Annotated in this window: 19 protein-coding genes; 7 read left to right on the top strand and 12 right to left on the bottom strand. The window is 73.5% G+C overall.

The window, feature by feature from the left end; genetic code table 11:
* Positions 1 to 235: 235 nt before the first annotated feature.
* From MQV74_RS11090 to MQV74_RS11060, 7 genes are all read right to left on the bottom strand, one after another.
* On the bottom strand, positions 236 to 1,225 hold the full coding sequence (locus MQV74_RS11090; protein WP_242716408.1) for a zinc-dependent alcohol dehydrogenase family protein: 990 nt from the start codon (positions 1,223 to 1,225) through the stop codon (positions 236 to 238).
* Positions 1,222 to 2,133 carry a carbohydrate ABC transporter permease gene (locus tag MQV74_RS11085; protein ID WP_242716406.1) on the bottom strand — a complete coding sequence of 304 codons (912 nt, stop codon included), beginning with the start codon at positions 2,131 to 2,133 and terminating at the stop codon, positions 1,222 to 1,224. Before MQV74_RS11085 ends, MQV74_RS11090 begins: the two co-directional genes overlap by 4 nt.
* Positions 2,130 to 3,080 carry a carbohydrate ABC transporter permease gene (locus tag MQV74_RS11080; protein ID WP_242716404.1) on the bottom strand — a complete coding sequence of 317 codons (951 nt, stop codon included), beginning with the start codon at positions 3,078 to 3,080 and terminating at the stop codon, positions 2,130 to 2,132. Before MQV74_RS11080 ends, MQV74_RS11085 begins: the two co-directional genes overlap by 4 nt.
* Complete coding sequence (locus MQV74_RS11075) at positions 3,077 to 4,447, bottom strand: ABC transporter substrate-binding protein (protein WP_242716401.1); 1,371 nt, start codon at positions 4,445 to 4,447, stop codon at positions 3,077 to 3,079. Before MQV74_RS11075 ends, MQV74_RS11080 begins: the two co-directional genes overlap by 4 nt.
* An 81-nt stretch (positions 4,448 to 4,528) precedes the next feature.
* The gene (locus tag MQV74_RS11070; RefSeq protein ID WP_242716399.1) at positions 4,529 to 5,290 is read right to left on the bottom strand and encodes a DeoR/GlpR family DNA-binding transcription regulator; all 762 of its coding nucleotides are present in this window, start codon (positions 5,288 to 5,290) and stop codon (positions 4,529 to 4,531) included.
* A 213-nt stretch (positions 5,291 to 5,503) separates the two neighbouring features.
* Entirely contained in the window at positions 5,504 to 6,691 is a 1,188-nt protein-coding gene (locus tag MQV74_RS11065) for an alpha/beta hydrolase family protein (RefSeq protein ID WP_242716397.1), read from the bottom strand.
* Positions 6,692 to 6,792: 101 nt separating this feature from the next.
* Positions 6,793 to 7,602: an NAD-dependent epimerase/dehydratase family protein gene (locus MQV74_RS11060; RefSeq protein ID WP_242716395.1), complete on the bottom strand. Its 810-nt coding sequence runs from the start codon at positions 7,600 to 7,602 to the stop codon at positions 6,793 to 6,795.
* A 294-nt stretch (positions 7,603 to 7,896) separates the two neighbouring features.
* On the opposite strand from MQV74_RS11060, the gene MQV74_RS11055 reads away from it, so the two are divergent.
* The 7 genes from MQV74_RS11055 (at position 7,897) to MQV74_RS11025 (ending at position 14,172) form a co-directional block, all read left to right on the top strand.
* On the top strand, positions 7,897 to 8,868 hold the full coding sequence (locus MQV74_RS11055) for a 5-dehydro-4-deoxyglucarate dehydratase (protein ID WP_242716393.1): 972 nt from the start codon (positions 7,897 to 7,899) through the stop codon (positions 8,866 to 8,868).
* Complete coding sequence (locus MQV74_RS11050) at positions 8,865 to 10,031, top strand: hypothetical protein (protein WP_242716391.1); 1,167 nt, start codon at positions 8,865 to 8,867, stop codon at positions 10,029 to 10,031. Before MQV74_RS11055 ends, MQV74_RS11050 begins: the two co-directional genes overlap by 4 nt.
* 59 nt (positions 10,032 to 10,090) lie before the next feature.
* Positions 10,091 to 11,479, top strand: a complete 1,389-nt coding sequence (locus tag MQV74_RS11045; protein ID WP_242716389.1) for a S28 family serine protease — start codon at positions 10,091 to 10,093, stop codon at positions 11,477 to 11,479.
* Positions 11,480 to 11,634: 155 nt separating this feature from the next.
* Positions 11,635 to 12,273 carry a TIGR03086 family metal-binding protein gene (locus MQV74_RS11040; protein WP_242716387.1) on the top strand — a complete coding sequence of 213 codons (639 nt, stop codon included), beginning with the start codon at positions 11,635 to 11,637 and terminating at the stop codon, positions 12,271 to 12,273.
* Between the two features lie 131 nt (positions 12,274 to 12,404).
* Complete coding sequence (locus tag MQV74_RS11035; RefSeq protein ID WP_242716385.1) at positions 12,405 to 13,139, top strand: CPBP family glutamic-type intramembrane protease; 735 nt, start codon at positions 12,405 to 12,407, stop codon at positions 13,137 to 13,139.
* Positions 13,136 to 13,474, top strand: coding sequence for a PadR family transcriptional regulator (locus MQV74_RS11030; protein ID WP_242716377.1), 339 nt, complete (start codon positions 13,136 to 13,138; stop codon positions 13,472 to 13,474). The genes MQV74_RS11035 and MQV74_RS11030 overlap by 4 nt, the downstream gene beginning before the upstream one ends.
* Complete coding sequence (locus tag MQV74_RS11025; protein WP_242716375.1) at positions 13,471 to 14,172, top strand: hypothetical protein; 702 nt, start codon at positions 13,471 to 13,473, stop codon at positions 14,170 to 14,172. Before MQV74_RS11030 ends, MQV74_RS11025 begins: the two co-directional genes overlap by 4 nt.
* A 45-nt stretch (positions 14,173 to 14,217) precedes the next feature.
* Here the strand turns inward: MQV74_RS11025 and MQV74_RS11020 are convergent, their stop codons facing one another.
* The 5 genes from MQV74_RS11020 to MQV74_RS11000 all read right to left on the bottom strand — a co-directional run bounded on the left by MQV74_RS11020 (position 14,218) and on the right by MQV74_RS11000 (position 19,580).
* Positions 14,218 to 15,666, bottom strand: a complete 1,449-nt coding sequence (locus MQV74_RS11020) for a peptidoglycan D,D-transpeptidase FtsI family protein (RefSeq protein WP_242716373.1) — start codon at positions 15,664 to 15,666, stop codon at positions 14,218 to 14,220.
* Between the two features lie 63 nt (positions 15,667 to 15,729).
* Positions 15,730 to 16,389, bottom strand: a complete 660-nt coding sequence (locus tag MQV74_RS11015; RefSeq protein WP_138959036.1) for a response regulator transcription factor — start codon at positions 16,387 to 16,389, stop codon at positions 15,730 to 15,732.
* A 49-nt stretch (positions 16,390 to 16,438) separates the two neighbouring features.
* The gene (locus MQV74_RS11010) at positions 16,439 to 17,713 is read right to left on the bottom strand and encodes a sensor histidine kinase (protein ID WP_242716371.1); all 1,275 of its coding nucleotides are present in this window, start codon (positions 17,711 to 17,713) and stop codon (positions 16,439 to 16,441) included.
* A complete protein-coding gene (locus MQV74_RS11005) occupies positions 17,710 to 18,711 on the bottom strand; it encodes a hypothetical protein (RefSeq protein ID WP_242716369.1) in 1,002 nt (333 codons plus the stop codon). Before MQV74_RS11005 ends, MQV74_RS11010 begins: the two co-directional genes overlap by 4 nt.
* A 95-nt stretch (positions 18,712 to 18,806) precedes the next feature.
* Positions 18,807 to 19,580: an IclR family transcriptional regulator gene (locus tag MQV74_RS11000; protein ID WP_242716368.1), complete on the bottom strand. Its 774-nt coding sequence runs from the start codon at positions 19,578 to 19,580 to the stop codon at positions 18,807 to 18,809.
* Positions 19,581 to 19,734 lie beyond the last annotated feature (154 nt).

Here is a 19,734-nt window from a genome sequence, read left to right as displayed (position 1 = left end):
GCTGTCATGCCTGGAGTAACGAGCGAGGGGACTTTGCCGTTCCCTTACCTCGCCCTCAGTTCCTGGGCAGCCGGGTGGCCCTCGCGGTGCGCCCCTGGCCCGCCCCTTCCCGAACCAGGGGCTGCCACCCCTGGCACCCCGCCCTTCATCGCGCTGGCGCGCTCGTCCTCAAACGCCGGACGGGCTGAAAGTGTCCGGCGCTTGAGGACGAGGCGCGGAGCGCCGATGGAACCGCTCAGGGAAGCACCACGATCTTGCGGCCCTCGCCCGCCGCGAACCTCGCCAACGCCTCCGGGTAGTCGGTCAGCGGCAGCCGGTCGCTGATGAAGACGTCGGGGTCGAGCACGCCGTTCGCGAAGAGTTCCGCGGCGCGCTCGTAGCTGTGCAGGACCGCCATGGAGCCGGTGATGGTGATCTCCTGGTTGTAGATGCGGTAGGGGTCGATCGCCACGCGGGTGTCGTAGTCCGCCACGCCGAACTGCAGGAACGTGCCCGCCTTGGCCACCCGCCCCAGGCCGTCCTGGATCGCCGCCGCGTTGCCCGTCGCGTCGACGACGACGTCCCACCCGTGCGGCCGGTCGAGCTCGTCGGCGCGCGTGGCCGCCCCCGTGACGCCGAGCTGCTCGGCCGTGGCGAGCCGGTCGGGGTTGACGTCGACGACGTCCACGCTGGCCGCCCCCGTCCGCTTGGCCAGCTCCAGCATCATCAGGCCCATGGTCCCGGAGCCGTAGATCAGCACGTGCGCCCCGAGCCGCGCGCGCAGCACGTCGTAGCCGCGCACCGCGCAGGACAGGGGCTCGATGAGCGCCGCGTCCTGGGTGCGCACGTGGTCGGGGAGGCGTACGCAGTTGGCGACGGGAGCCACCGCGTACTGGGCGGCGCCCCCGGCCCGGGTGACGCCGATGGCCGCCCACCGCTCGCAGAGGTTGTTGTGGCCGGTGCGGCAGTAGCGGCACTCGTAGCAGTACAGGGAGGGGTCGACGGCGACGCGGTCGCCCACCCGCAGCTCCGTGACGCCGGTGCCGACGCCCACCACCGATCCGGCGAACTCGTGCCCCGGTACGACGGGCAGCGTCGGGGCGAACTCACCCTGGAGGATGTGCAGATCGGTCCCGCACAGGCCGCACGCGGCGACTTCGACGACGACGTCGCGCGGCCCCGGCGTGGGGTCGGGCACCTCGCCGACCACCGCGGTGCCGACGGACTCGATGATGGCGGCCTTCACTTGACGGCTCCCAACGACAGGCCCTGGACCAGCTTGTCCTGGGCGGCGAACCCCGCGGCGAGCACCGGCAGGGAGATGACGAGCGACGCGGCGCACACCTTCGCCAGGAACAGGCCCTGGCTGGTGATGAAGCCGGTCAGGAACACGGGTGCGGTCTGGGCGACGACGCCGGTGAGCACCCGGGCGAAGAGCAGTTCGTTCCAGCTGAAGATGAAGCAGATCAGGGAGGTCGCGGCGATGCCCGGCAGGGCGATGGGCGCGACGATCCGGGTCAGCACGGTGGGCAGCCGCGCGCCGTCGACATGGGCGGCCTCGATGACGGCCACCGGCACCTCGGACAGGAACGACTGCATCATCCAGACGGCGATCGGCAGGTTCATCGAGGTGTAGAGGAGGACCAGGAGCCAGATGTTGTCGAGGAAGCCGGTGTTCTTGGCGAAGAGGTAGAGGGGGAGCAGGCCCGCCACCACCGGCAGCATCTTCGTGGAGAGGAAGAAGAAGAGGACGTCGGTCCACTTGCGGACCCGGCGCACGGACAGCGCGTACGCCGCGGGCAGCGCGAGGAGCAGGACGAGGAGGGTGGACGCCGTCGACGCCACCAGGGAGTTGATCAGCGAGGGCCAGGGGCTCGCGCCGCCGCCCGCGCCGAAGAACTCGCGGTAGCCGTCCAGGGTGAGCGAGGCGGCCAGCGCGGGCGGGTTGGTCGCCGCGTCCTCCTCGGAGTGGAAGGACGTCAGGGCCATCCAGGCGATCGGCAGGAAGAACACGATCCCGGCCAGCCACGCGGCCAGGCCGAGACCGAGCCGCCTGGCGCGGACCGCGCGGGGGGCGCGTCGGGCGCGTCGGGCGGGTGTGCGCGGACCTCCGGTCGTACCCGGATCACCGGCCCTACCCGGACCACCGGTCATGCGCGGAACACCTCCTCGCGGAACAGGGACGACACCACGCGCAGCGCGAAGGTCGCGATGACGATCGACCCGATGACGACGAGCACACCGGCGGCGGACGCCAGGCCGTTCTCGTGGGCCTGGTAGAAGCTCTGGTAGACGGTGTAGGGCAGGTTCGCGGTGCCCAGGCCGCCGGAGGTGATCGTGAAGACGGCGTCGAAGTTCTGCACGATGTAGATCGAGCCGAGCAGGGCGCCCAGTTCGAGGTAGCGGCGCAGATGGGGCAGCGTCAGATGGCGGAACACCTGCCAGTTGCCCGCGCCGTCCATGCGGGCCGCCTCGATGAGTTCGGGGTCGCGGCTCTGCAGCCCCGCGAGCAGGATCAGCATCATGAAGGGCGTCCACTGCCAGATCAGGGCCAGTTCGACGGCGATGAGCGGGGTGTCGGAGATCCAGTCGGGCTGGGCTGCGCCGTCCCCGCCCACCCAGTGCAGTATCCCGTTGAACAGGCCGTACTCCGGGTTGTAGAGGACGTGTTTCCACAGCAGGGCCGCCGCGACCGGCACCAGCAGGAACGGCGCGATGAGCAGGGTGCGCACCACGCCCCGGCCGCGGAACCTGCGGTCCAGGAGCAGTGCGAGGCCGAGTCCGGCGACGAGGCTGGCGAGGACGACCGTCGCCGTCAGGAGGATCGTCGTCAGCACGGACTCGCGCAGGTCGGCGTCCGCGAGGACCTCGTGGTAGTTGGCGAGGCCGGTGAACCTGCGGGCGTCCGGGTAGAGCGCGTTCCAGTCGAAGAACGAGATCACCAGGGTGGCCACGAAGGGCAGCTGGGTCACGGCGATCATGAAGACGAGGGCGGGGAGCAGCGGGGCCCGGGTGACCCAGGCGCGCAGCCGGGGCGAGGGGCGCGGCGCGGAGCCGGGCAAGCGCGGGGGCGTGCGGGTGGCTGTCGGCGTGGCGGTCATCGGCCCTCGTACTCCTCGGAGATCTCCTCGGCGAGGTCCTGGGCCCTGCCGAGGGCCGACGCGACGGAGGTGCGTCCGGCGATGGCCGCGCTGATCTCCTGCGAGACCTTCGTGCCGAGGTCGGTGAACTCGGGGATGCCGACGAACTGGATGCCGGGTGCGGGCCGCGGCTGCACGCCCGGGTCGCGCGGCCGCGCGCCCGCGATGGCGGCGCGGGTCACGCCCTGGAAGGCGGCCGCCGCCTTGCGGTACCGGGGATCGGCGTACGTCGAGGAGCGCTTTCCCGCGGGCACGTTGGACCAGCCGATCTTCTCGCCGACGAGTTCCTCGTACTCCTTGCCGGATGCCCAGGAGATGAACTTCCAGGCCTTGTCCTGGTTCCGGGAGGCCTTCTGCAGGCCCCAGGCCCAGGTGTAGAGCCAGCCGGAGCTCGGCGTGCGCTCCACGGGCGCGGCCACGTAGCCGATCTTCCCCTTGACCGGAGACGTGGCGGACTCCAGGGAGCCGGCGGCGGCCGTGGCGTCGTACCACATGGCCGTCTTGCCCTGGGTGAGGTTGTTGAGGCACTCCGCGTACCCGGACTGCGCCGCCCCGGACTCTCCGTGCTCGCGTACGAGGTCCACGTAGAAGCGCGTGGCCCGTTCGAAGGCGGGGGAGTCGAGGCGGGCCTTCCAGTCCTTGTCGAACCAGGTGCCGCCGAAGGTGTTCACGACGGTGGTCAGGGGTGCCATGACCTCGCCCCAGCCGGGCAGGCCGCGCAGACAGATGCCCTTCATGCCCTTCTCGGCGCCGTCGACCCGGGCGGCGAGGCGGGCGACCTGGCGCCAGGTGGGGCGCGCGGGCATGGTGAGCCCGGCCTTCTCGAAGACGTCCTTGCGGTACATCAGGAACGACGACTCGCCGTAGAAGGGCTCTCCGTAGAGCTTGCCGTCCGCGCCGGTGAGGGACTGGCGCATCGGCGGCAGGATGTCGTCCTGGTCGAAGGCGCGGTCCTCGCGCGCGTAACGGCCGAGCTCGCGCAGCCAGCCGTTCCTGGCGTAGATGGGTATCTCGTAGTTGCTGAGCGTCGCCACGTCGTACTGGCCGGCCTGGTTGGCGAAGTCCTGGCTGATCTTGTCGCGGACGTCGTTCTCGGGCAGCACGGTGAAGTTCACCTCGATCCCCGTCTCCTCGGTGAAGTGCGCGGCGGTGAGCTTCTGCAACTCGACCATCTGCGGGTTGTTCACCATCAGGACGTTGATGGAGTCGCCGCCGGACCCGGACCCGCCCGCGCCGGCCCAGCAGCCGGACAGCGACGGGACGAGCAGCGTCCCTGCGGCGGCAGCGGCGAGCAGGGGCCCGCGCCTCCGTCGGCTGTGGGTTCGCATGAATCGCTCCTGGGATGAAGGGGGTGTTCGGGGCGTCGCAGGGCGTGCGGGGGCCCGGAAGGGGAGGGGACGGGGCCGCGCTCAGGCGCGGATGACCTGCGGGCCGAGCAGTGCGTAACGGTGGGCTTCGGACGTGGACAGGAGGGTGCTGGTGACGATGGTCTCCAGGTCGCCGACGGAGGCGAACCGGCAGAAGCTCGCCGCTCCGAACTTGGTGTGCACGCCCGTGAACACCACGCGCCGCGAGGCCCGCAGCGCCTGCGCCTTCACCTCGCTGACCGCCGGGTCGGGGGTGGTGAGCCCGTGCTCGCGGGAGATGCCGTTGGCGCCGATGAAGGCCAGGTCGATGACGAAGCCCGCCAGCATGCGGGTGGTCCAGTGGTCGACGGTCGCGAGGGTGCCCGGGCGGACCCGGCCGCCGAGCAGCAGCACGGTGATGTGGTCGGCCGTGGCGAGGGCGCCCGCCGTGGCGAGCGAGGCGGTGATCACGGTCAGCTCGCGGTTCTTCGGCAGGGCCTCGGCGATCAGCTGCGGGGTGAAGCCCTCGTCGATGAACACGGTCTCGGCGTCGCCGAGCAGCTCGGCCGCGGCCGCCGCCACCCGCCGCTTCTCCGGCACGTGCATGGTCGTGCGGAACGCGAGGGTGGTCTCGAAGCCCGAGCTCTCCACCGGGTAGGCGCCGCCGTGGGTGCGCCGGACCAGACCGTGGTCCTCCAGGGCGCGCAGATCGCGGCGTACGGTCTCCTTTGCGACGCCCAGCTCGACGGCGAGCGCGCTGACGTCGACGGATCCCGAGCGGCGTGCCGCGCGTACGATCTGCCGCTGGCGCTCCTCCGCCGTCATGGTGCCACCTCTTCCCCTGGCTCGTTCCGGGTGACCGTTCGGGCCCGTGGGGACGTTTCTACAGGGCGGTCACCGGGCTGAACAGGTGGGAAGCGGGCTCGATGATGCCCGGGTGTGCCCGCCCGGGGCTGCTCCGGCCTGCGGCGCCGGCGGCGGGCGGGTCCGTTCACGGTGCGGACGGCGCCCGTTTGCCGCCCGCACCGGACGTACGGATCAGGGCTGGTGGAACGTCACCTCCGGATGGTCGGCCGTCGGGCCGTTCAGGAGCGGCTGCTCGATGCCGCGCAGGTGCCGGTCGAAGAAGGCGCCGACGTAGGCGCGGGTGATCCGCTCGGCGCGCGCGCCGGAGATCGGTGCCTCGGGGTCCTCGTCCACGCCGAGCTGCTCAAGGACGACCGGGGCGTCGGTGAACGTGAAGTGCCCGGACCCGGTGACCGCGAGCCAGCGCTTCCAGCCGTCCATCAGGGGCCAGGCGTCGTTCCAGTGGTGGGGCCCGCCGGGCTGCGTGGTCAGTTGGGTGCCGAGCAGCAGGAAGGGGCGGCCGCGCAGGCCGTCCGGCTTGATCTGGATGCCGCCGTCCATGTTCATGCCCGCCCGCACCCGCCGGTCGGTGTTCATCAGGGCCATGGTGGCGGCGCCGCCGATGGAGTGGCCGCCCGAGCCGATCCGCTTGCGGTCGATCATCTTCGCGTGCCGCCAGGTCGCCTTGCCGGACTTCCCGCCGACCAGGCGATCCAGGACGTACGACAGGTCCTGGGCCCGGTTCTCGGTGATGCGCGGCCCCGGCACGGTCGAGTCCGGGTCGCAGCCCAGGCACGGCGGCATGCGGCCGCCCTCGAACTCGCCGCCCGCCGCCTCGTGGGCGTGGTCGACGGTGGCCACGACGTAGCCGCGGCTCGCCAGGTCCTCGGCGAGGTGCGTCAGGGTCGAGCGCGGCGCGGTGAAGCCGGGCGACAGGAGCACCAGCGGGAACCGGCCCGGCGCGGTGGGCGCCCCGGTGCGGGCGTAGGTGCGCGTCGCGCTGTAGGCGGCGGGCGGGGCGTCGAGCTTGTAGTACGTGAGCAGCGCGCGGGCGGCCTTGAGGGACGTGTACGGGGTGGCGCGGCCGCCCTCTCCTCCCGCCGGGTAGTACAGGGAGGCCATCAGCTCGCGCGGCTCCTCGGGCGCCCACAGGTCCTTGCGGCTCTTGTCGACGAGGTGCAGGGTGTCGCGGCCCACGGCGTACTTGCCGGTGGGGCGCGGGAGTTCGGGCCGGGTGACGGGCGCGTCGGCGGTGGTGGGGCGGTCGGCGGTCCGCGGCGCGGCGAGCGCTCCCGACGCCGCCGCGAGCGGCAGGGCGAGGGCCAGCGCGAGCACGGTCGCGACGGCACGGCCGGGCGCGGTCCTTCGGGTGGTTGTCATGTCAAGTCAGGCTAGGGGCCCTGCTGTTCGGGCACGTCAGCCGACGGTCTGACCCGGGCCCGACCCCGGTCTGACGGCGCCGTCCCCTCCAGGGATGAGGCTCAATACGGCCACACTGGCGGGTTCGTGCAGAAGCGGCCGCCGAGGTGCGCGTGGTCGGGGTTGGCGGGGTCGAGCTCCCCCTGCTCGGCGACGAGCTTCGCCGCGAACCGCTCGGAGTCGTCCCGGGGCGCGTACCCGAGCGCCCGCGCGGGCTCCAGGTCCCACCACAGCCGGGTGTTGGCGGACGAGCCGTACACCACGGTGTGCCCGACGTCCGGGGCGGTGAGCGCCGCGTGGAAGAGCCGCGCGCCGTCCTCGGGCGACATCCACACCGACAGCATCCGGACGTCGGCGGGCTCGGCGAAGCAGGCGCCGATCCGCACGGACACCGTCTGCACGCCGTGCTTGTCCCAGTAGTACTGGGCCAGGTCCTCGCCGAAGGACTTCGACAGGCCGTAGTGCGTGTCGGGGCGGCGCGGGGCGTCGACGGGGATCAGCGGGTCGGCGCCGACGGGGCGCGGGGTGAAGCCCATCGCATGGTTGGAGGAGGCGAACACGACGCGCGGCACGCCCTCCTCGCGCACCGCCTCGTAGAGGTGGTACGTGCCTTCGACGTTGGCCTTGAGGATCTTGTCGAAGGTGGACTCCAGGGAGATGCCCGCGAGGTGGAGCACCGCGTCCACGCCCCGCACGGCCTCGCGCAGCGCGGCCCGGTCGGCGAGGTCCACGGTGAGCGCGCCGGGCGCGCCCTCCACGGGGCGCAGGTCGAGCAGGCGCAGCTCGTAGCCGTACGCGGGCAGCAGCCCGCGCATCAGGGTGCCGAGACCGCCGGCGGCTCCGGTCAGCAGGACGGTGCGGGGAGCGGGCATGCGGCGGTCTCCTCGGAGTGGTGCGACAGGGCGGCGGGGGCGATGTGGCGCGGGGTGGCCGGGGGCGGTGCGGCGGCAGGCGGCCGGGGCCGCGCCGTGCGTGCTTGTGTCCAGAATTCACATCCATGGACACGCTAAGGAGCCATGACGGGTGGAGTCAAGGGGGCGCGGAGCCGGTGGATCCGTTCCTGGATCGCGTGGTTGCGCGCTTGACCCGTGCGGAGAGCCGCCCTAGCGTGGGCGCGTTCAGGGACATGGACGTGAATCAGAAACGTGCACGCTTAGGGAGAGCCCGTGACGTCAGGCAGGTCAGGTCGGTCAGGAACCCTCGCCTCCCGGCTCCGCGTTCCCAGCGGGCCGCTGTTCTTCCCCGTCACCCCCTTCGGGCCCGGCGGGTCCGGCGGGCCCGTCGATGTGGACGCGCTGCGCACCCATGTGCGCCGCGGCGTGGAGGCGGGCGCGGCGGCGGTCTTCGCGTGCTGCGGCACGGGCGAGTTCCACGCGCTGACGCCCGAGGAGTTCCAGGAGTGCGTCGCCGCCGCCGTCGCGGAGACCGCGGGCCGCGTCCCGGTGGTCGCGGGCGCCGGCTACGGCACCGCGCTCGCCGTGCGGTACGCGCGCCTCGCCGAGGAGGCGGGCGCCGACGGACTGCTCGCCCTGCCGCCCTATCTGGTCGTCGCCCCGCAGGAGGGCCTGCTGCGGCACTACGCCGAACTGGCCGCGGCGACCTCCCTGGACGTCGTCGTCTACCAGCGCGACAACGCCGTGTTCACGCCCGCCACGGTCCTCGGGCTCGCCCGCACCGACGGCGTCATCGGCTTCAAGGACGGTCTCGGCGACCTCGACCTGATGCAGCGGATCGTCAGCGCCGTACGCGCCGAGGGCCCCGGGGACTTCCTGTACTTCAACGGCCTGCCCACCGCCGAGCTGACCGGCCTCGCCTACCGGGGCATCGGCGTGAGCCTGTACTCCTCGGCCGTGTTCTGCTTCCTGCCCGACCTCGCGCTCGCCTTCCACCGGGCACTGAACACCGGCGACGACAGGGCGGCGGCCCGGCTGATCGACGGCTTCTACCGGCCCTTCGTGGAGCTGCGAGCCCAGGGCAAGGGCTACGCGGTCTCCCTGGTCAAGGCGGGGGTGCGGCTCACCGGCCTCGACGTCGGCGGGGTGCGCCCGCCGCTGCACGAGCCGGCCGACGACCACGTCAAGCGCCTGGCCGAACTCATCGAGCGGGGCCGGGCCCTGGCGGCGGAGGCCGGGGCGTGAGGGCGGGCGCGTTCCTCTACCCCTGGGACGTCATCGGCGACCCCGCGGCCGCCGACCGGGTCGCCGCCCTCGGCGTGCGCCAGGTGACCCTCGCCGCGGCCTACCACTCCACCCGAGCCCTCACCCCGCGCCACCCGCGCCACCGCGTCGTCACCGCCGGACACGCCGCCGTCCTGTACCCGCCGGGCGGGCGCTGGCGGGACCGGGTGCCGCGGCCGTACCCCGCGGGGGACTGGGCACCGGGCGACGCCTACGGCGAGGCCGCCGGGGCCCTGGCCGCCGCCGGGCTCGACGTCCACACCTGGGTGGTGCTCGCCCACAACTCCCGCCTGGGCGCCGAACACCCGGACACCAGCGTGGTCAACGCCTACGGCGACCGCTACCCCTGGGCGCCCTGCGTCGCGCGGCCCGCGAACCGCGCCTACCTCGTCGACCTCGCCGCCGAGGCCGCCGTCCGGCCGGGCGCGGCCGGGGTCGAACTGGAGTCGTGCGGCTGGTACGGCTTCGCGCATCTGCACGCCCACGACAAGGTCGCGGGCGTGCGGCTCGGCGAGGCGGGCGAGTACGCGATGTCCCTGTGCTTCTGCGCCACCTGCCGCGCCGGGTACGGCGAGCACGGCCAGGACGCCGACCGGCTCGCCGCCGCCGTGCGCCGGGGCCTCGAACCCGTGTGGCGCGGCGCCGCCCCCGGGCCCGGCTGGGCGGGCGTGGAGCGGCTGCTCGGTGCCGAAGCGGCGGCCGCCACGCGCGCGTGGCGCGAGGACGCCGCCCGCGCCTTCCAGGAGGCGGCGGTCGGGGCCGTGCGCGCCGAGGCGCCCGACGGCTTCCCGGTGCTCCTGCACGCGGACCCGGTGACGTACCGCTGCGGCGCCAACGCCGGGGCCGACCCCGAGCACGTCCTGTCCGTGGCCGACGGCGTGGTCGTGCCCTGCGCCGGGGGGCCCGAGGCGCTCGCGCCCTTCGCCGCCCGCGCGCGCGAGCACACCGTCGTCGCCGCCAACCTCACGGTGGTGGCGGGCCTGGGCGGAAGCCCCGCGACGCTCGAAGCCGACGCCCGGCGCGCGGCGGCGCTCGGCGCCACCGAACTGCGCCTCTACCACGCGGGTCTCGCCTCCGACGAGGACCTCGCGCACGTCGAGAAGGCCCTGTCGCGGCTCGCCTGACAGCCGTTACGATCCGCGCACCGACATCGCTCACGTGGGCGGGGAACAGGGGAGACAACGTGCGCAACAAGGGGATATCCGCGCTGGTCTGTGCCGGACTCACGGCAGGCGCCGCGGTGCTCGCCACCGCGGGCACGGCGACCGCGCAGGACGGCGCGGCGCAGGCGCAGACCAGAGCCGGGTCCGGGCGGGCCGACGCCCCGGCCAGAGCCACCGCGGAGGACGTCCGCGAACGCCTGGAGAAGATACCGGGGATGACGGTCGTCTCCGTGACGGACAAGGAGGGCTACCCCTTCTACACCCTGACCTACCGTCAGCCGGTCGACCACCAGCGCCCGCACAAGGCGTCCTTCACCCAGCGCCTGACGCTGTGGCACAAGTCGACGGAGCGGCCGACCGTCCTGTACACCACCGGCTACGGCATCGCCTCCGGCACCACCGCCGTCACCCGGCTCCTGGACGCCAACCAGGTCAGCCTCGAACACCGCTACTTCCTCCAGTCCCGCCCCCAGGGCGCGGCGGGCGACGACTGGACGAAGATGACCGTCCAGCAGGAGGCGGCCGACGAGCACCGCGTCACCCAGGCCCTGCGCGGCATCGAGCGGGGCAAGTGGATCGGCACCGGCGCCAGCAAGGGCGGCATGACGGCCACGTACCACGAGCGCTTCTACCCCGAGGACCTGGACGCCGTGGTCGCGTTCGTCGCGCCCAACGACAAGAACAACCGGGACGACTCCGGCTACGAGCGCTTCTTCGGATCCGTCGGCACCAAGGAGTGCCGCGCGGCCCTGAACGCCGTGCAGCGCGAGATGCTCGTCCGCCGCGACGCGCTCCTGCCCAAGTTCGAGGCGGACGCCAAGGCAGGCGGCCAGACCTTCGAGGAGACGCTCGGCACGACCGACCGCGCGTACGAGTTCGCGGTCCTCGACCAGGTGTGGAACTTCTGGCAGTCGGGCAGCATCGACAACTGCGCCACCGTGCCCGACGCGAAGAAGGCCACGGACGACGAGCTCTACTCCTGGTCCAAGGGGCACGGCCTGAGCGTCTACTACGACGAGGACCTCGGCGTGAACAGCTCGGGTCCCTACTACCGCCAGGCCGCCACCCAGCTCGGCTGGGCCGACCTGAAGTTCAAGCACCTCAAGGGCGTGCGCCACTACCCGGACATCTACCAGCCGAACTCGGTCCTGCCCGCCGCCATGCGGGGCACGTACGACAACGCGACCATCGCCGATGTCGACCGCTGGGTGAAGACCCGGGGCCAGCGGATGATGTTCATCTACGGCGAGAACGACCCGTGGAGCGCGGAGAAGTTCACCCCGAGCCACCGCGACTCCTACCGCTACGAGGTGCCGGGCGCGAACCACGGCGCGTCCATCGCGAAGCTGCCCGAGCCGCAGCAGTCCCAGGTCATCGCGGTGATCAAGCGCTGGGCGAACGTGAAGTGACCGCTCGCGGGGGTGCGGCCGACGCGTGGCCGCACCCCCGCGGGGGCGCGTCGGGGTGAGTGCCCCGGCCCGGCAGCGATGATTTCCGGCAGCCGGGGCAGTCAGGTCAAGAAAGGGCCCGCCGGGGCACGCTCGACGACCTGAAGGAGACGGCCATGCCGGAGACCACGAACCCCCTGCCGGACGCGGTGGACCCCGCGGGGGAGCCGCACGAGCTGCCGGACCTCAGGCCGCAGGCGCGCCTGGTGGCGAGCCTGGCCGTGGGGGTGACCGACGACCAGCTGGACGGGCCGACGCCCTGCCCCGACTACGCCGTGCGCCATCTGCTCGGCCACCTCGTCGGGCTCGCCGCCGCGTTCACCGACGCCGCGCGCAAGGACCTCGGGGCCCGCACCGACACCGACCCGTCGAGCACGCTGCCCGACGTCGGGCCCGACTGGCGCGACGAGCTGCCGCGCCGCCTCGCCGAGCTCGCGGAGGTGTGGCGCGACTCCGCCGCGTGGACCGGGCAGACCCGGGCGGGCGGCGTGGACCTGCCCGCCGAGGTGGCCGGGGTCGTCGCCGTCGACGAACTCGTCGTGCACGGCTGGGACCTGGCACGGGCCACCGGCCAGGAGTACGCGCCGGACGCGGCGAGCCTCGGCGTCGCCCACGCGATGCTGTCCGCCACCGAGGCCGAGGGCCCGGCGGCGCGCGGCGAGCTCTTCGGGCCGCCGGTGCCCGTCCCGCCACAGGCCTCCCTCCTGGACCGCGTCGTCGCGCTCAGCGGCCGCGACCCGCTCTGGCGCCCGTAGCCCGGGGCCGCCCGGTACTCGGCGCCCCGAGCTAGTTTGCGTAACTGACTAGCTGGCCATACGGTCTAGCTCTGACCAGCCAGTCACACGCGCATCCGCCGTGTGCGCCCGTTCGTCGTCCAGGGGGACCCATGTCGATCTCGCCCGACCTCTCGGTGGCCGCCACGGCCGTCGGGGGCGCGCTCGCCGGCTATCTGCTGCTCGGCGAGCCCTGGCTGGGACGCCGCGCGTACGGCTCGCTCGCCCGCCGCCGCGCCACCGAACCGGGCGCGCTCGTCCGCTACTTCGGCTACGTGATCGCCTCCTGGTGGGGGCTGGCCGCGCTGGCCGCGGCGGCGCTGCTGCTCTCGCCCGGCGCCTCCGCGGCCGACTTCGGCGTCACGCTGCCCGCCGACGCGCCGTACACGGTGCCGGTCGTCCTGCTCTTCGGCGTCGCCGCCGCCGCGTCGAGCCGCCACTTCCAGGAGCTGGCCAGGCAGGGCAAGCACATCCCCGGCCGCGCCGCCATCGAGGCCATGCTCCCGCGCACCGCGCGGGAGCGGCGGCTCGCCGTCGCCGCCGCCGTGACCGACGGCGTCTGCGCCGAGTTCGTCTACCGCGGTCTGCTCATCGCCTTCGGCGTCGGCGCCCTCGGCCTGCCGTTGTACGCGGCCGCCGCGCTGTCGCTCGCCGTGTACGCGCTCGCCGGGTGGTACCAGGGCGGCACCGGCGTGCTCGTCTTCGCCCTCTTCGGGGCCCTGCTCACCGGCCTGTACCTGGCCACCGGCAGCCTGCTGCTCCCCGTCGCCGTGCACGTCATGCTCTCCGTGCGCGACCTGACGATCCCCGCGCCCGACCTGCCGTACGCGAAGCGCGGCACGGCGTGAGCGCCGACCGCCGCGCCAGCTGGTTCAAGGGCGTGCTCGACCTGCTGGTCCTCGCGAGCCTCACCGAGGGCGAGAGCTACGGCTACGAGATCGCCAAGCGCCTCGACGCCGCCGGGTTCGGGCAGATCCGGGGCGGCACGCTGTACCCGGTGCTCAACCGCCTGGAGGAGGCGGACCTCGTCGCGGCCGAGTTCCGCGCCACGGAGAAGGGACCGGGGCGGCGCTACTACACGCTGACCCCGGCAGGACGCCAGGTCCTCGCCGAGCAGGGCGCACTGTGGCTGGCCTTCGACACCTCCGTACGCGACGCCCTCGCCCGGGCGGGTGTGCGATGAGCGACACCTATCTGACGCGCCTCGCCGCGCGCCTGCGGGAGCTCGGGCTCCCCGACGGGCAGGTGCGGGAGACCACCGCGGACCTCGCCGCGCACCTCGCGGAGTGCGGGGCCGACCCGGTGGCGGAGTTCGGCCCCGTCGAGGAGTTCGCCCACCGGCTCGCACCCGAGGCCGTGGCACCGGCGCCGCCCGCGGCGGGTGCCGAGACCTGGCGGTGGACCGCCGACACGTCCGTCGACGAGGAACTGCTCGGGCGGTTCGGCGACGAGGGCTGGGAGGTCGAACGCGTCGACGCGCTCGGCCGTTTCGTGTGCCGGCGCGACCGGGAGCGGCCGCAGCGGTGGGAGTACCGGCGCGAGCTCGTCTCGCGAGGGCGGGAGGGGCTCGACGAGCGGCTCGCGCCGGACGGGTGGGAGGCGTGCGGGAACTGGGTGGTGTACGCCTGGTTCAAGCGGCCTCGGGCGGCGAGCGAGGGGCCCGCGGCCGAGCTGGGCGGTGCCCCGCCCGCGCCGCCCGCCCGACGGGTGTTCTTCGGCCGTCGGTTCTCCGCGCTGTGCCTGGTGGTGCTGGGCGCCGTGGCCGCCGTCCTGGTGCGCGACGGCGGCGACCCGATGAGCGGGCTCGGGCTGCTCACCGGCCTGGCGGCCGGGGCCCTGCTCGCCCTGGGCGCGGCCTTCGCCCTGAGCAGGCGCCGCTGAGCCCTGGGCGACGGGTAGGCACAGCGCGGAGGACGGGCGCGGGGCTCAGCGCAGGGCGGCTCGCATCATGGCGGTGGCGATGGGGGCCGCCAGGCCGTTGCCGCTGACTTCGGAGCGGGCCGCGCCGGAGGACTCGACGATGACCGCGACGGCGACCTCCTTGCCGTCGGACCCCTTGGCGTAGGACGTGAACCAGGCGTACGGCGTCTTGCTGTTGTTCTCGCCGTGCTGGGCCGTACCCGTCTTGCCGCCCACGGTCGCCCCGCTGATGCGCGCGTTCGTCGCCGTGCCCTTCTCGACGACCGACTGCATCGCGGACGCGAGCTGGTCGGCCGTGGACTCGCTCACGACGCGCTCCGAGTCCGTGTCCTCGTCGTAGTCGTTCAGGACGTCGCCGTCGGCGGTCGTGGTCTTGGAGACCATGTGCGGGGACTTCAGTTCCCCGCCGTTGGCGATGGCGGCCGACACCATGGCCATCTGCAGCGGCGTCGCGGTCACGTCGAACTGGCCGATGCCGGTGAGGCCGGTGCTCGCCTTGTCCATGCCCTTCGGGTACAGGCTGACGCCCGCGCGCACCGGCACGTCCAGCTTCTCCGCGTTGAAGCCGAACTTCTCCGCCTGCGCCCGCAGCTTGTCCTGGCCGAGGTCGACGGCGAGCTTGGTGAAGACGTTGTTGCACGACCACTGGAGCGCGGTGCGCAGCGAGGCGTTCTCGCAGGGGGCGGACTTGACCTCGTTCGGGATGGACGTGCGCGTGCCGGGCAGCGTCCACGGGTCGGGGCTGTCGGTCTTCTGGTCCACCGAGTCGTACAGGCCGTCCTCCAGGGCGGCCGCCGCGACCACCAGCTTGAAGGTCGAACCGGGCGGCAGCGGCTGGCGCAGCGCGCGGTTCACCATCGGCTTGTCCTCGTCGCCGGTGAGCGCCTTCCACGCGTCGCCGTCGTTGGAGCCGCTGATCTTCGACGGGTCGTACGACGGCGTGGAGACCATCCCGAGGATCCTGCCGGTCTTGGGGTCGATGGCGACGGCGGCGCCCTTCTTGTCGCCGAGCGCCTTGTACCCGGCCTTCTGGACGGCCGGGTCGATGGTGGTCACGACGTCGCCGGGGTCGGCACGCTTGTTGGTGAGCGTGTCGAGCGGGTTCTTCAGCCGGTTGTCGCTGCCGTCCAGGAGGTCCTTGTAGATGCCTTCGAGCTGCGTGGCGCCGTAGACCTGCGAGCTGTAGCCGGTGACCGACGAGTACAGCGGTCCGTTCTTGTACGTGCGCTTGTACGCCAGGTCGCCGCCCGACGTGCGCTTGGAGCCGGTGATGGACTCACCGGCCACGATGATGTCGCCGAGCGGGTTCCCGTAGGTCTTGATCGCGTTCCGTTTGTTCAGCTTGTCCTCCGCGAGCGCCTTCGAGTCGTGGAACTGCACCCAGGTGGCCCGCACAAGCAGCGCGAACACCAGGAGCAGAGTGAAGACCGCGGTGTGCCTGATCGTCTTGTTCATCCCTGACAAGGACGAGCATCCGGGGCCGGGGCGTTCCCGGCTTGGATGGATGTGTCCTGTTTCTCAGGCGTTCTTCATGAAGCCCGCCTCGTACGCCGCGATCACGGCCTGCGTGCGGTCCCGGGCGCCCGTCTTCGCCAGGACCGCCGCCACGTGCGTCTTGACCGTCGCCGGGCCCACCTCCATGCGCCCGGCGATCTCGGCGTTGGTGAGCCCGGCCGCCATCAGCTTCAGGACCTCGCGCTCGCGCCCGGTGAGCCGGGCCACCCAGGGGGCCTGCGCGGTCGTGGCCCGCGCGTGCTCGGCGGCCAGGGCGCGCACGGCCGCGGGGAACAGCAGCGAGTCGCTGCGCGCGACCAGGCGCACCGCCTGCACCAGGGAGTCCGCGTCGGCCCGCTTGAGCAGGAAGCCGGACGCTCCGGCGCGCAGCGCCTCGTACACGTACGCGTCGTTCTCGAAGGTGGTGACCACCACGACGCGCGGCGGCTCCGCCATCGTCTGGAGGATCTGCTCCGTGGCGCGGATGCCGTCGACCTCCGGCATGCGCACGTCCATCAGGACCACGTCGGGCCGCAGCTCACGGACGACGGACACCGCCTCGGCGCCGGTCGCCGCCTCGCCGACGACCTCCAGGTCGGGCTCGGCGGTGAGGATGACGCGCAGCGCCGTGCGCACCATGCGCTCGTCGTCGGCGAGCACGATGCGCAGCGGGGTGTCGGTCATGGGCGGGGCCTCCAGGTGGGTCACGCGGGCAGGGGGTCGGGCGGGCCGGTCAGGCGGGCGGTCGCAGCGGCAGGCGTACGCGCAGCCGCCACACCCCGGCCTCGGGCCCGGACGCGGTGGTGCCGCCGAGCAGCCGGGCCCGGTCGGCGATGCCGCGCAGGCCGTGGCCGCCGCCGGGCCGGTCGGCCGCGGTCTCGGGCGGCGCCGGCGGCAGCGGGTTCTCGGCGCTCAGGGCGAGGCCGGTGTCGTCGCGCGTGATCCGCAGCGTCACGGCGGTGTCGGCGCCCCCGTGCTTGAGGGCGTTGCTGAGGGCCTCCTGCACGATGCGGTACGCCTCGCGGGACACCATCGGCGGCAGCGCGTCGGCGCCGCCGGGGCCGAGGGCGACGGCGGCCTTCACGCGCAGGCCGCCCGCGCGGGTGCGGCGCAGGAGCCCGTCCAGGTCGGCGGCGAGCGTCGGCGCGGGGGCCGTCGAGGCCCGCTGGTCGCCCTCGCGCAGGACGCCGAGGACCGCGTCCAGCTCGCCGACGGTGCGCCGGGTGGTGTCCTCGATGGCGGCGAGGGCCTCGCGCACGAACTCCGGGTCGTGGTCGAGGACCCGGCGGGCGGCGCTCGCCTGGAGCGTGACCGCGCTCAGCGCGTGGCCCACGGAGTCGTGCAGCTCGCGGGCGAGGCGGTTGCGCACGGCGAGGTCGGCGGCGCGCTGCTCGGCGGCGGCCAGCCGGTCGGCGGGCGTGGGCCCGAGCAGCAGTGGCGCCCACCGCGCGAGCAGCACGCCGCACCCCGCCGCGCACCCGGCGAGCGCCAGCAGGGACAGGGCGCCCGACACCGGCGCGAGGGCCAGCGTCCAGGGGCTGTGGAGGCCGTCGGGGAGGCCGAGCCACGAGTCCCACAGGCCCACGGAGACGGGCATCACGAGCTGGAACGTCGCGAACGGTACGAGGGCGAGCGTCATCCCGCTGATGACCCCGCCAAGACCGAGGTGCAGCGTGAACCACAGGACCGTGCGCCCGCGCTCCTGACGCGTGCGCGGCGGCCCGTCGGCCAGCGCCTCGTCCGGCACCGCGCACAGCGCCCGCACCGCCGCCACCGACATGGGCCGGGTCAGCGGGAACAGCGCGGTGATCGCCGCCAGCGGCAACCCGAGGGCGAACGCGAGGAGTTGGGCGGCGAACGAGCCGAAGAACCGGTCGTCGCCGAAGAGCGGTCCCGACAGGATCGAACCCACGAAGACGTACGGCATGGCGACCGCGCCGCCGAGGACCAGATGGATCCACCGGCGCCGCGCCCGCCGCCCGAACAGGGCCGAGCCGAGGCGTCTCACGCGGCCCCGCCGCGGCCCGCGCGCTCCGTGAGCAGGCGGACGCCGACGGCGGCCACGAGCGTTCCGATGATCATCTGCACAGCGTAGGACAGGACCATGGCCGCCGTCGGCCGCTCGGCCACGTCGCCCGCGGGCCCGAGCGAGGCGAGGAACATCCAGGCGCCCCAGCACGCCACCGCCCCCGACCCCAGCCAGGCGAGCGCCAGCGGCACCCGCACGGGCAGCGCGGGCCGCCACCGGAAGGCCAGCGCCCAGACGCCCGCCACGGCCGCCGCGAGGTAGCAGGCGTCCAGGGCCTGCAGGACGTAGAAGTCGCTGGTGCGCTCCGCGGCCCGGGCGGCGTTGAGGCCGAGCGTCGAGCCGCTCGCCCACAGCAGTCGCAGGGTGACCGGGTACAGGGCGAGGACGGCAGCGGCGAGCGCGCACCGCCGCGCGCCCCGGCCGGGGGCCGCGAGCTCCGCCACGCGGCCGCGCCACACGTGGCCCCAGCGGTCGCGGGCGTACAGCGCGAACAGCAGGCCCAGGCTGAGGCCTTGCAGGATGAAGCCGCCGTACACCACCCCGAAGACCCACTCGTCGAGGAAGGGCTCGCGGCCGGTGTCCTCGGCGCTGTTCACCGAGCCGCCCAGTGCCCGCACCGCGAGCTGCGCCGGGAACCCGGCCATGATCGGCGCGAGCAGCCCGGTGGCCGCCCACATCGGCAGGGCCAGCAGCCACGCCGGGGCGCGGCGCCCCCAGGGCCGGGTGAGCAGCAGCGCGAGGACGATCACGGCCGCGTCCATGAGCACGGTCAGGGTGTTGGCGGCGATCATGACGCCGCGGTGGTCGAGGAGCGCGCTGCCCTCCGGGATGCCGATGCGGCTGCCGGCGATCCAGGCCGCCTTCAGGGACAGGTACGGCAGGCAGGAAGCGACGGCGACGGCACGCAGGACGCGGCGGGTCCTGCCGGGCCTTTCGGCGGCGGGGAGACCGGAGGCGGGGGCGAGAAGCTGACTCATGCCTCCAGGCTGGCGCGCGGCGGACCGCGCCACCTCCTGCCCGGCGACGAACCGCCTCCGCCGCGCGGGGGAGGGGGCCGCCGCCGAAGAGGAGGTCAGAGCCGCCGCGTGGCCAGGGTGAGCCGGTCGCGGGCGTCGAAGAGAGCGTCCTTGACCATCTGCTCGTGCGCGGGCGTGAGCCGGGCCACCGGCACGGAGCAGCTGATCGCGTCCCGCGCGGGCGTGCGGTAGGGGATGGCCACGCCGAAGCAGCGCAGGCCGAGCGTGTTCTCCTCGCGGTCCACGGCGAAGCCCTGCTCCCGCACGGTGCGCAGCTCCTCGATGAGCTGCTCGCGGTCGGTGATCGTGTTCTCGGTCAGCGACGGCAGCGTCTGCGGCAGCAGCTTGCGCACCTGCTCGTCGGTGTGGGTGGCGAGCAGCGCCTTGCCGAGCGAGGTGGAGTGCGCGGGCAGCCTGCGGCCCACGCGGGTGAACGGGCGCAGATAGTGCTGGGACTGACGGGTGGCCAGATACACCACGTTCGTGCCGTCGAGCCGCGCGAGGTGGATCGTCTCGGTGGTGTCGTCGGAGAGCCGGTCGAGCGTGGGCCGGGCCGCCGCGACGACCTCGTCGCCGTCGATGTACGAGGTGCCGACGAGCAGGGCGCGCACCCCGATGCCGTACCGCGTGCCGGTGGCGTCGGTCTCGATCCAGCCCAGCTCGACGAGCGTGCGGAGCAGCATGTAGAGGCTGGACTTCGGGTAGCCGACCGCCTCTTGGACGTCGGCCAGGGAGTGCATCCCGGGGCGGCCCGCGAAGAACTCGAGCAACTCCACCGTCCGCACCGCGGACTTGACCTGCGCGCCCCCGCCCGTCTCAGCAGCCGCCATCGCCCTTGACCCCTCACGTGCGACGAGAAATAGTCTCCACTGTCCCCGCCGGATTCACCATGGGAGACGGCGTTCAGTATATCGAACGGCCCTGGTGGGTGAGGAGCGAACGGCGGCGGCAACGGCACGTCAATCGTGGATTTCTGGGAAGCCT

Source organism: Streptomyces sp. AN091965 (assembly GCF_022698285.1).
Taxonomy (GTDB): domain Bacteria; phylum Actinomycetota; class Actinomycetes; order Streptomycetales; family Streptomycetaceae; genus Streptomyces.
This window is presented reverse-complemented; position numbering and strand designations above follow the sequence as displayed.